We start from the raw sequence: 12295 nt of genomic DNA, 5'->3' as shown, positions 1-12295 counted from the left end.
CTCGTTTGCAGCCTAGGTATTAATCCACGGCGATCTCGTCTTACTCGCTAATTCGCACCTCGATACCAAGCGCTTCCATCGTATCTATCCATTCTTTGGGACAGCCCGCGTCCGTGATCAGCATAGAAATCTCCTCCAGCCTCGATACTCTGGCAAATGTGGACATCCCAAATTTGGAGTGGTCCGCGACCAGAATGGACTCCTCCGCCCGCTGCATCATTTTCCGGGAAATGTTCGCTTCAGCTAAATGGTAGTCGGTAATGCCGTCTACAAGTGAAATGCCGCCGACAGATATAAACGCTTTGTTCACTTTAAATTGATCGAGCATCTGATCGGTGAGGGAGCCTGTTGTCGCTTGGTACTCTGGATTTACTTCCCCGCCCGCAAAAATAATGGTTCCACGAAACGTTTCCATCGCTAAATTAAGAACCGGGATCGAGTGGGTGATCAAGGTAATGTTCGTTCGATCCCTTAAATAAGGCAAAATTTCAATGGTCGTCGTTCCGTTATCTACCATGATCGTTTCACCGTCTTCAATTAATGAAGCCGCAAGCTTACCGATGGCCGCTTTCTCTGCCTTCATCATTTGGGTCCGCTTCAGAAAAGGCGGCTCTACAAGCTCAATGCGCATTTTGACCGCGCCTCCGTACACCTTGCGGAGCTTGCCCTCCTTCTCCAGGCGATCCAAATCACGCCGCACCGTTTCCGTTGAAACGCTAAGCTGCTCAGACAGGTGATGCACCTGCACTTTTCCTTCCATTTCCAAATGATTCAGAATCGTCATCCTGCGATCTTCATAGGTTAATGACATCAGAKGCCTCCTACTTGACTGATTTCATATAATTGATGTTGTTTTATGTTGTTTTTTATCATTGTAGGGTTAGGGGTACAGGATGTCAATTATTCAGCGTGAGTCATAAGAATTGCTGGTTGACAGTCTGATCTAGCGGCGCTACAATTGTCAATAAACAACATGAAGTCAACATAAAACCACATGATAACAACGTTATATACAAAAATGGAGGGCTTATCGTGCCACATTCACTCGTCTTTCGTGAGGATCACACCTTTACGATTGCGCAATTCACTGATTTACATTGGAAAGATAACGGTGTTCTGGATCAGATGACTCGCCGTCTCATGGATGATATCCTCGACGCTGAACAGCCGGATCTTGTTGTTTTTACAGGTGATGTCATCTATACCGGTGATGTAGCTCCAGGTGATCCCCCTTGCGAGGATCCAATAGGAGCATTTCGAGAAGCTGTCCAATCCGTGGAAATTCGCGGGATTCCATGGGCGATCGTGTTCGGCAATCATGACACGGAATCGATCATTTCAAGAGAAGACCTCATCCATGCGGTGCTGGAGTATCCGCATACGGTTGCCCAGCGGGGTCCGAAAGAGGTTAACGGAGAAGGGAATTACCGTTTGTCTATTCAAGATGCTGCCGGGCAAAGCAGATTCAACCTTTACTTCTTTGATTCAGGCGCTTATTCACCCGTTCCCCATATTGATGGGTATGATTGGATTCGCAGCGATCAAATCGAATGGTACAAGAAAGAATCCCTGCAGATTCGAGAACCTTTTGCTGAACGGCCTTTGCCTGCTCTCGCTTTCTTCCATATCCCTTTACCCGAATATCAAGAGGTGTGGGACAGCAAGACCTGTTACGGGAATTTTTATGAGGCTAGCGTCTGCAGCAGCCGCGTGAACTCCGGCCTTTTTGCAGCCATGCTAGAAATGGACGATATCGTAGGAACCTTCGTAGGTCATGATCATATCAACGATTATTGGGGTGAGCTGCACGGGATTCGCCTATGTTACGGCAGAGCCAGCGGCTATAACACGTATGGCAAAGAGGGCTTCGGGCGAGGCGCGAGAATGATACGACTCCGAGAAGGCGAGCGCAGCTTCGAGACATGGCTGCGACTTGCTGACGGTACCGTCATTACCCGGCAACCTGAACACCAACCCGGTACTTAATCCAGGAAGCTTGGAGGTCATTGTTTGATTATCGTCGCAACGCTGCTAGTCATCGCTTCCGGCTTGGCGCATGCCGTTTGGAGTTTATTCACGAAACGCAGTCATAACAAAAGCGTCTTCTTATGGTCCATACTTATGGTAACAACCATTGTCCTTCTTCCTTACTTAATAAGAGAATTATGGCTTCATCCCTTATCCTTATCGTCCTACGGCCTCCTATTGTTATCCGCCTGCTTGCAGGCCATTTATGCGCTCTTATTAGCACGTACCTACAATATGGGGGATCTGTCGCAAATCTATCCGATTATGAGAGGCACCAGCACCTTGTTCATTCCTATTATTGGTGTCTTGTTCCTTCGTGAATCCTTATCGATATACGGATGGATGGGGCTGCTTTGTATGGTGATTGGTTTCGTATCGCTCAGCGGCCTTTTCACCACCACAAAATCAAGAGCAGCTTCCACCCAGTCCGTTAAGCCTTTCCTTATGGCGCTTAGTGTTGGTTTGTGCACGACATGTTACGTCTTCGTCGATAAGCTCAATCTTGACCATATCTCAGCGATTTCTTTGCTTGAGGTAACCAATATCGGGTTCGTCGCAGGATTGACACCTACCGTTATCGCCTCTAAACAACTGCGCATGGAATGGAAATTGAACAGCAGGATCATTTTACTCGGAGCGATTCTCAATCCAGGATCTTATTTATTATTCCTATTCGCTATAAAGTACGCACCTGTTGCCCATATCTCCCCTGTGCGTGAAATTGGCACCGTATTTGCCACGATTCTAGGCATTGTCGTCCTCAAGGAGAAGCAAGGCACTTTACGCATATGGTGTTCGGTTCTCATTTTAATAGGTATTCTCACGATTAGTTTTTGGGGCTAAAACAACTTTAAAAGGCAGGTACATCAATGACTACTTGTAACCGTGTCATTATCATTGGGTGGGATGGCGCTGGCGATTTTGTCCGCGGGGCACATACACCGAATTTAGACCGTTTGTTTGCCACAGGGGCTTCCACGCTCGAAGCGCAAACCGCATCGCCTACCATCAGCGCCGAGTGTTGGGGAACACTGCTTCATGGGGTTTCACCAGAGAAACATGGACTCACTAATACGAAGGCCAATAAGGAACAATACCCTGTCAACTCGCCCTATCCATCCATTTTTCGTATTGCTAGAGAAGCTTTCCCTTATGCCAAACTAGCTGCTTATAGTGCTTGGCAGCCCATTAATTCCGGAATTATTGAACCATCGATCGGGGTACATAAAGTATCGATGCCTGATGGCGAGCTTGTACCAGCCATTGCTGCTTACATCAAAGAAAACCCTGATTTCAAGCTGCTATATGTACAATTGGATTTGCCCGACGCTGCAGGTCATAAGCATGGGTACAACACGCCTGGGCAGCATCGTGTTATCGAAGAAACTGACCAGCACACGGGCGTCATACTAGAAGCACTTGAGGAGGCTGATCTGTTAAAGGATAGCCTTATTATCGCTGTCACCGATCACGGCGGCGGTGGCGAGAATGCTTTTGATCACGGAAGTGATCATCCTATGGATAAAACCATCTTCTGGGGCTGCACGGGCCCTGGCATCGCACCTGGAACCAAGCTTGAGCATGTCGATATCTCCGACACGGCCGCAGTTGTGGCGCATGCGCTCGGATTGGAAGCCTCTGCTTCTTGGGAGGGCAAACTGCCGGTTGGATTGTTCCACAGCTTGTAATCATGCCAAACAAAGAAACCCTGGCTTCGTCTACAAGACAAAGTCGGCGACAAGTACCCTCTGTAACCTGCATTGTAGAGTAAAGCTGCGAGCTCTCTGCTCGGTGCGATTCCTTCTCCCGGGAATAGCCGCTGCCCGTTGCGGTAATATCGCTGCCGCCCGCGGTTGAGCTGTTCCATTTTAATGTATGCGTTTTCGAAAAAGCAGGGCAATGGCTTCATTCTTTGAATTTAGTGATTTCCATAGAGCTACGATAGCTCCTTGGGGTTTGTCCATAATACGCCTTKAATTTCCGATAAAAAAAACCAGGCGTTTCATAACCGATTTCGTAAGCAATCTCGTCTATGCTTTTCCGCGAATGCTTTAACAAATGGACGGCCTGCAGCATGCGCTGGGTTTGTACCAAAGAAAGGAAGGTATGCCCCGTCCGTTCCTTCAACATATTCCCTAAGTAATTCGCATTAAATCCGAAGGCATCGGCTAAACCCGTTAATGTGCAATCCCGATAGTTCTGTTCGATATAGCGCAGGATATCTATAATGCTAGTTTTGCCGTTCGTGAGCTGAAGCTCGAAATTTTTATCCGTTCGGTATACTCGCATCAGTTCGGTAAAAATCAAAGGGATATAGTAACCTACCATGTCCATGGACAATTCATCGGTATCAAAATATTCGCACATCATATTCTGGATGAGATTATGCAGATGGCGCTGATTTTCCGAGTGGAACAATACAAATCGATCATGACTCTGATCCTCGGACAACGCATTGGATAGAAAACTGGATACAATTCCGGTACGATTCAACCGGCTTAGCATGCCAGACAAAAGCGAATCCCTTTTCAAAATAATATTGATAAGGATATCGTTTTCGCCAAGGGGATAGATACGATGAAGGACATCCTTATCAAGCATGCAAACTTGCCCCTGTTTGATATGAGCCATCTTCCCGTTAATCTCCTGCGTGCATTCTCCGGAGTACATGTAATTTAATTCGATAAACGTATGATTATGCAAGGGCATTGGAGCAAAGCGATGATGCTTGCTAATAAAAATCGATCCTTGGTCAAAAAAATAATCCTCTTGCATGCGGAAGACGGAACCTCCGTTTTCCGGCTTCAACTCATTTCCATCGAAGTCATTGACGTTGGCACGGGTAATCGACTGTATTTGCTCGATGGGATCGAGCTGCCTCAAGTAGTGATCCAATTGCAAATGATCCATGCTCTCACCTCATATCCTTACTTTCCATCCATCAATATCTTCTTCTGGTTTCGATATTCCAAAGGGCTAACGCCTTCTATTTCCTTAAATACGCGATTGAAATTTTTAGTATTCTCGAAGCCGACTTGGGCAGCGATTTCGTATATTTTGTCGTTCGTCGTTTCCAGCAGCTGCTTCGCTTTGCCGATTCGGTATTTCTTGAGGTAGTTGACGAAGTTTTCGCCCGTATACTCTCGGAATGCTTGGCTGAAATAATAGTAATTGAAAGAAACCATATTCGATATAATCGTCATATTGATGTTTTTATAATAGTTGTCATGGATATATTGCAGCGCTTCTTTCATTTCCTTATGATCGATTTTCGCAGATTTAAGCGTTTTTATATAATCGTTGACCAGCATAAGCAGTCCTTCCACTTCGCGGACGTAATCTTGGAAATAAACAAAGTTATATAGATCCCCCACCGCTTTGTACCGTTTCAATATCTCCACGGACTCTTTGCCATAGAGATGGAAGACGTGATCGAACACCAATTCGTTCAGCTGTCGGCTAACGCCTTCCAGATAAACAATATCATACTCATCGATCACATTCATATCGAGCACCTCGTGAAGGAGCTTGGACAATTCCTTTTCCCGCCCCGCGCCAAGCATATTCGCGATCATTTTTATTTTATCGACGGGAACTTCAATGCGGCGTTGTTTATGTTGAATGTCTTCGAACAGCACCATGCCGGGGGTTGAACGAAGCAGGCTATATTTCATGGAATGAGACGCCTCTTCGTACGCGGCTTGAATGCTCTCTATCTTGGAATGGGGTCCGCTCATCGCAAGCATATAATCGAATTCGGCCGTCAAAGAAATGGAAAGAATAAGCCTCTCGCAGGGATGCACTCCCTCAGTGAGGATAACGGCGCGTCCGCTCCGGTCGATGAAACGAGCAAAGCGAAAGTCAAAGTCGGGCTTCGCTTTACCCAACAGCCCGTCCATTTGAGCTTGAAACACATGAGCCCCCAAAGCCTTTAAATCTCCTGCATACTTAACGATAACAACACGGAAACCGTTATCGAGCCAATCGAGTCCGAGCGGCGACAGCTTTCCCCTGACTTCTTCAGCGTCGAAGGCCGGCTCTGTACTGTAAAAAAGAAGCTGGCTTTCAAGGTATGCTTCTCGTTGCTGCATAGAAGCAGACAGAGCCTCCGTCACCCCTTCTCTGCGCAGCAAATCATCTTCCAATCGTTTAATAGCCATGTTTAGCTCTTCGCGAACGACTGGCTTCAATAAATATTCCTTCACATTATAGTGGATGGCTGCCTTGGCATACGAAAAATCGTCGTATCCGCTCACAATGACGATCACGGGTTTTCTCGGATCATCCTGAAGCTGCTTTATTAACTGAATCCCGTCCATCTCCGGCATGCTGATATCGGTTAGCATCATATCGATGTCAGTCGTTCGAATCCATTCAAGCGCCTCAAGGCCGTCGGATGCCAAATAAATTTCGTAAACGTCCTTATACTCTCTCTGGATCATCGCCTTCAAGCCTAGACGAATATTTTTTTCATCATCAACGATAAGCAGCTTTCTCATGACTTAAAGTTCCCTCCCCTATTCTTCATAAAGGCATCTTGATGATCACTTTCGTATAGCTTCCCTGCTCGCTCTCGATTCGCAATCCGTTATCGTAACCGTAATACATTTGAATGCGCTGATTCACGTTCCGGAGACCGATTCCATTGCTTCCCTGTTTCAACATGGGATCTTCGCTGAATCTCGACTTAAACACGGCATCGTCTAAGACGAGCTTCTCATGAAGGGAGCGAAGCTTATCTTCTGACATTCCGCTGCCGTTATCGGTCACCTCCACGTAGAACGACTCCTCGAGAACAAACGCACGTATGTGCAGACGCAGCTCTCCTTGTTTGAGGAGGTCGGAATTCATGCCATGTTTTAACGCGTTTTCAACGATGGGCTGCAGGGACATTTTCAATAATTCGTGATCCATATAACGGTCCGGTATCTCAATCTCAAGCCRTAGTTTGTGGTCGTAACGGATATTCATAATCGCGATATAGTGCTGGATATGCTGAATTTCATGTCGCAGCTGAACGCGGTCATCGGTCCACTTCAGGTTATAGCGCATGATGCTGCCAAGAGAGGTCAACGCATCCGATATCGTATACTGCTCCTCGATCTCCGCAAGCATCTTCAAGTTCTCCAGCGTGTTGTATAGAAAATGGGCATCGATTTGGTTACGCAGCGATTGCAGCTCTGCTTCCTTCGTGGCAGCTCCCTTACTAACTGCTTCTACAATCAGTTCATTGATTTTCTTCAGCATTTGCCTGAAATGATGAGCGAGCTCTCCGACTTCATCGCCGCTGACGACCTGAACATCGACGTTAAAGTCGCCTTTTCTTACTTTTTTCATCGAATCACGCAAAATATGAAGCTTTTTCAAAACGATAGACTGCATGAAAAACGTAGTAATCGCAAGTAAAACGAGTAATGCAACAACGACCAAAATGACCGTATTTCTCGTATGATCAATTTTTGAATAAGTGGTTTTCAGAGAGATCACGTTGACCAGATCCACATTCAGTTTGTCGATATGACCGATTACGCATAAATAATCTGAACCCTCGTCCGAAAATAGGAAGGAAGAATGCCCCGCTTCTTGATTGCTTCTCCATTCAGCAATACGCAGATCGTCCTGCTCGAAGCCGAATAACGATGACGTCATGTTCGTATACAACCGGTTCTGTCCGTCCAATATAAAAAATCTTGATTGTCGATCTTGCGTATTGCTATAAGCTCTGTTGAAAAAATCTTCGATTCTCATATCCACTTTAATAATTCCCAAATAACGCGAGGTAGGATAATGAATTTTTCGTATAAACGATACGTAGGAGCTGGATTGCTTGCTCTCCACAGGATTACGATCCAAGACATCTTTTTCGTCCATCAGTATTTCCCATACGACCGTTTCTTCTTCATCCATCGCCACTTTGTACCAAGGCCGCTCAGCAACCCTCGACTCTTTATAGATAATTGGCCAGATTTCACTTACGTACTGGTTCCGTACAAAGAAGTGGATATTGGCCAGAATAGGATTGTTATATAGAACTCGTTGAAGATAGGAATAGGAGGTAGACTCGAATGCCATCAATTCCGAAACGGGCAATTCTTTGTCCGTACTCGCGTATTCGATTAATTGGTCGTCGGAAACCGTTAGTTGCGCCGTTCTTTCCATCAGATCCAATTTATTCGTTATGTCTAGCAACTCTCTCTCCATTACGAACGTGTTTTCTTTGATGATGTCTTTAATCGTATTTCCATAGAACTCGCTAAACAAATAATTCGAAAGAATAATGACCGGAACGAGGATGATGAGAATATAGGCTCCAATCAGCTTTATCTGTATAGACAAGCTGTCAAACGAATGTTTCAGCTTATCTACGATGTCATGCACCCGCCTCATACCATAATCTCCTCCATTCTTCGTCCATGCAAATTATAACATGAAGCAGCCGGAAACCTGGCGGTTTCCGGCGCTTCCAAGATCATTACTGACCAAGCTCTTCCATCTTATTCTTATTCAACTCGAATTGCGTATTTTGATAGGCTTCAACCTTTTCATAGCCGGCATCCTTGCGGAAATCCAAATACTCGTTAAAGATTTTGTCGAACTCGCTATCTGTTTTTGCAAACAGCAGCTTAGGCAATGTTTTACCCCACTGTTGATTTATTTTATTAGAGATAATACCTTCTTCGGAGGTTCCCGTCGGATTAATGTTATCGTACAGACTGAAGCTTACCGTTTTCCCTTTTGTCCAATCCTCAACCTGTTTCCCAGGCTCGACTGCCGGAGGATCCCACTGCATTCTCATGTTCGTATCCATCAGCATCCAATATTGATAGCTGACGCCGTATTTTTTTCCTGAAGCGGCACCGTCTTTATTCATCAGCTCTACGACTTCGGGCTTTAATTGATCTTTGCCTTCGATCGTATCGTACGTAACTCCTTTTTCGCCCAAGGAAGCATCTTTTTGACCTTCCTCGCTGATCAAGTAAGTCAGGAATTGAATGGCTCTTTCTTTGTCTTTAACCTTCTTGGAAATTAAAGTTAATGTCCAACCGCCGATACCAGGCCCTGAAAGCGTAGGCTGATCCAGATTAGCGTTAGCTGGTCCGTCTACGGCAATATATACGCTGTTAGGGTCTTGCTGGTAAAGGGTTGCATTTTGCGCCGACATGTCGGTCCGTTGATACATCATCGAGAAGTAACGTCCTTGCGCGATTTTCTCCTCCATTTGCGGGCGCTTATCGATATAAATATCTTTGGCCATCAATCCTAACTCATTTGCTTGTCTGAACGTTTTGAGCCATGCTACATAATCCGGATCCGTCGTGCGATCATAGATTTTGCCGTCCTTCTCTCTCGGCAACGCAAGGAAATTCATCAGATGATCGCCCAATGCGTTATTGCCTGAATCCGTGAATTCTTGAAGCCCGAGCGGAATAAGAGGCTGTCCATTTACTTCCGGGAACTTCTCCTTCGCTGCCTTCAGCGCATTCAAGAACCCTTCCGGCGTTCTCATATCAGGGCTTCCGATCGCTTCATACATGTCTTTCTTTACGAGGAAGGTTTGAGCAGACGTGAAGTTCTCCCCGTATTTTTTGAAATCCTCGGATGATGATGATGCATTAGGATAGCCGTATACTTTACCGTCGTTCTGCTTCAACCACGCCAGCTTAGCCGGGTCCGCCACTTTATAGAAGTAAGAATCATATTGATCTGCCAGTTCGTTAATCGGGAGCACTAACTCCCCTTCGATCATTTTCTTGACCGCATCGTTGGATACGTCGATCGTAATGAAGTCGGGCAAGTCGCCGGAGGCGATCATCGTACTCAGCTTCTCGTTTTCATTGCCTGGAGGAACGATGAAGTTGACGCTGACTCCCGTTTTCTTCGTAATGTATTGGCTAGTCAGGTCCTCGCCCCATTTGGCGCCGAACCAGGAGAAGTTGATGTACCAGTCGAAGGTTATTGGATCGATGTTGTTCTTCCAACCAGGTGAGTTCGGATCAGACTTCGGTGTCTCGGAAGCCTCGTTAGCCGCCTGATTGTTATTGACGTTATTACCGTTGTTGGAGGAACAGGCAACGATGGTGAAGCAGAGCAGCAAAGCAAATGCGGCATACCATTTTTTACGAGCATTTCTCATCTTACGGTCCCCTTATCAATTGTATTTTATATATCACAATCTTGCCGCTTGGCAAGACATGTAACCGCTTGTAACCGCTAGCCTTTCACTGAACCAATCATCATGCCTTGCACGAAATACTTTTGCAGGAAAGGATACACCACTACGATCGGCATCGTCGTAATGACCATCGTCGCGAGCTTGATCGATTGCGAGGTAACGGTTTTATTGACGATGCCCGCATCCGCCGCCATCTGATTCGAGCTCGATTGGGCAATAATTCGGTATAAGTAAGTCTGAATAGGCTGCAAATCAGGGTTGTTAATATAAATCATGCCGGCAAAATAATCATTCCATTGGGATACGCCTTGGAACAATGCGATGGTGGCGAGCACCGGCATCGATACAGGCAGCACTACCCGGATGAAAATGGTGAAATCATGAGCCCCGTCTATTCTAGCCGCTTCCTCCAATGAATCCGGAATTTCCCGGAAAAAGGTCATGAATATGATTAAGTTAAAGAAGCTGAACAAAGCAGGAATAATATAAACCCCGAAAGTATCGAAAAGCCCCAAATCCCTAATGAGCAGAAAGGAAGGAATTAGACCTCCGCTGAAAAACAAAGTAATGGTGCCGATTACAAGATAAATGCGACCACCGATCAAGTCTTTTTTGGATAAGGCATAAGCAACCATCGCGGTAAATAATACATGCGTAACGGTTCCGATAAGCGTTTTGGCTACCGTCACGAACATGGCCGTCATAATGCCCGAGTTATCGAATACCGCTTCATAATTTCCAAAGCTGAATATCCGCGGCCACCAATAAATGCCTCCTCGCATCGCATCGGTACCTTCATTGAAAGAATTGACCAACACGTACCAGATGGGATAGAGCGTCGCAAAACAAACGAGGAGCATCAGTAAACTATTAATAAAATCAAAGGTTTGTTCCCCATAGGTTTTTCGCTTTAAAGAAAACATACTGCACTCTCCTGCTCTAGAATAAGGATGAATGATTCAACCGTTTGGATACAAAATTGGCAGACAGCAGCAGGATCAGCGCAATGATCGACTTAATCAATCCAACTGCCGTCGAATAGGAATAACGCGCTTGCTGAAGTCCGACTTGATACACATAGACATCAATGACATTGCTGGCAGATTCGTTAAGCTGGTTTTTCAACACCATGATCTGGTCAAAGTTCGAATTCAAAATACCGCTGACGGCCAAAACAAACAAAATCGAGATCGTTCCTTTAATGGACGGCAAAGTTAAATAGTACATTTTCTGAAATCTTCCGGCTCCGTCTATCGTTGCCGCTTCATACAGCTCGGGAGAAATTCCCGCAATGGCCGCCAAGTAAATAATCGCCGACCAGCCTAGCTCCTTCCATATGTCCGAAATGAGCGAAAGGCCCCAGAAATATTTAGGCTCGGCCAAAAATACGATAGGCTCTTTAATGATTTGAAGCCCCATAAGCACATCGTTAATAATTCCGACATCGGCCAGCCAAGTCGTCATGATGCCGCCTAAAATAACCCATGATAAAAAATGCGGCAAATAGGAAATCGTTTGAATGGATCGCTTGAAGCGTATGGAGCGAATCTCATTGAGAAGCAAAGCGAACATGATAGGAAGCGGAAAGCCAATGACAAGCTTCAGGAAGCTCATACCGAGCGTGTTCTTTATGACGTACCGCAAATTGTCGTCTTCCATGAATGCCTTGAAATGATCCAAGCCGACCCACGGCGCATCCGAAATGGGCCTGACGATATTAAATTCTTTGAAGGCAATTATAATTCCGTAGATCGGAATGTAATTGAATACGACCATCCAGGCTACTCCCAGCAGGGCCATGACTTGCAAATAACGTTGATTAACAAGTTTTCTTAGAAACTTGTTTCTCTTCTTCGCAGGAAGAGAGCTTTGTACGGGAAGACTTGCATTTGAATCCACCTGCTGCACCTCCATTATGTTGATTCTCTAGACGCGTTAATCGAATGACTTCATTGTATTTCATCGCTATCCGTAACATAAGGCGTCAAATTGCAGGCATAGTTGCAGAATTTTAGATGCGCTTTCTTATGACCTGTAAAACGAACAGTTATTCCTGTACTGCCATCATTGATGTAGGCGGCGGAAACGATTTAA

Annotated in this window: 10 protein-coding genes; 3 read left to right on the top strand and 7 right to left on the bottom strand. The window is 45.6% G+C overall.

What is annotated here, in order from left to right; genetic code table 11:
• Positions 1–40: 40 nt before the first annotated feature.
• Entirely contained in the window at positions 41–811 is a 771-nt protein-coding gene (locus tag AC1DF0_RS26365) for a DeoR/GlpR family DNA-binding transcription regulator (protein ID WP_442053442.1), read from the bottom strand.
• A gap of 221 nt (positions 812–1032) precedes the next feature.
• Between AC1DF0_RS26365 and AC1DF0_RS26360 the strand changes: the two genes are divergently transcribed.
• From AC1DF0_RS26360 to AC1DF0_RS26350, 3 genes are read left to right on the top strand one after another with little or no spacing between them, the layout of a single operon-like run.
• The gene (locus AC1DF0_RS26360) at positions 1033–1986 is read left to right on the top strand and encodes a metallophosphoesterase family protein (RefSeq protein ID WP_477576234.1); all 954 of its coding nucleotides are present in this window, start codon (positions 1033–1035) and stop codon (positions 1984–1986) included.
• Positions 1987–2010: 24 nt separating this feature from the next.
• The gene (locus AC1DF0_RS26355) at positions 2011–2871 is read left to right on the top strand and encodes an EamA family transporter (RefSeq protein ID WP_477576232.1); all 861 of its coding nucleotides are present in this window, start codon (positions 2011–2013) and stop codon (positions 2869–2871) included.
• Positions 2872–2897: 26 nt separating this feature from the next.
• The gene (locus tag AC1DF0_RS26350; protein WP_477576230.1) at positions 2898–3716 is read left to right on the top strand and encodes an alkaline phosphatase family protein; all 819 of its coding nucleotides are present in this window, start codon (positions 2898–2900) and stop codon (positions 3714–3716) included.
• Positions 3717–3933: 217 nt separating this feature from the next.
• On the opposite strand, the gene AC1DF0_RS26345 is transcribed toward AC1DF0_RS26350, so the two are convergent.
• From AC1DF0_RS26345 to AC1DF0_RS26320, 6 genes are all read right to left on the bottom strand, one after another.
• Positions 3934–4938, bottom strand: coding sequence for an AraC family transcriptional regulator (locus tag AC1DF0_RS26345; RefSeq protein WP_477576227.1), 1005 nt, complete (start codon positions 4936–4938; stop codon positions 3934–3936).
• 17 nt (positions 4939–4955) lie between these two features.
• A complete protein-coding gene (locus tag AC1DF0_RS26340) occupies positions 4956–6527 on the bottom strand; it encodes a response regulator transcription factor (protein WP_477576225.1) in 1572 nt (523 codons plus the stop codon).
• A gap of 25 nt (positions 6528–6552) precedes the next feature.
• Complete coding sequence (locus tag AC1DF0_RS26335; RefSeq protein WP_477576223.1) at positions 6553–8415, bottom strand: sensor histidine kinase; 1863 nt, start codon at positions 8413–8415, stop codon at positions 6553–6555.
• An 85-nt stretch (positions 8416–8500) separates the two neighbouring features.
• The gene (locus tag AC1DF0_RS26330; RefSeq protein WP_477576221.1) at positions 8501–10162 is read right to left on the bottom strand and encodes an extracellular solute-binding protein; all 1662 of its coding nucleotides are present in this window, start codon (positions 10160–10162) and stop codon (positions 8501–8503) included.
• A gap of 77 nt (positions 10163–10239) precedes the next feature.
• On the bottom strand, positions 10240–11124 hold the full coding sequence (locus tag AC1DF0_RS26325; protein WP_477576219.1) for a carbohydrate ABC transporter permease: 885 nt from the start codon (positions 11122–11124) through the stop codon (positions 10240–10242).
• A gap of 16 nt (positions 11125–11140) precedes the next feature.
• Positions 11141–12100: an ABC transporter permease gene (locus tag AC1DF0_RS26320; RefSeq protein ID WP_477576217.1), complete on the bottom strand. Its 960-nt coding sequence runs from the start codon at positions 12098–12100 to the stop codon at positions 11141–11143.
• Between the last annotated feature and the right edge of the window lie 195 nt (positions 12101–12295).

It is taken from the genome of Paenibacillus sp. 05T425, from assembly GCF_056396205.1.
Note: the sequence above shows the minus strand (reverse complement) of the source record. Positions and strands in the feature narration are given on the sequence as shown.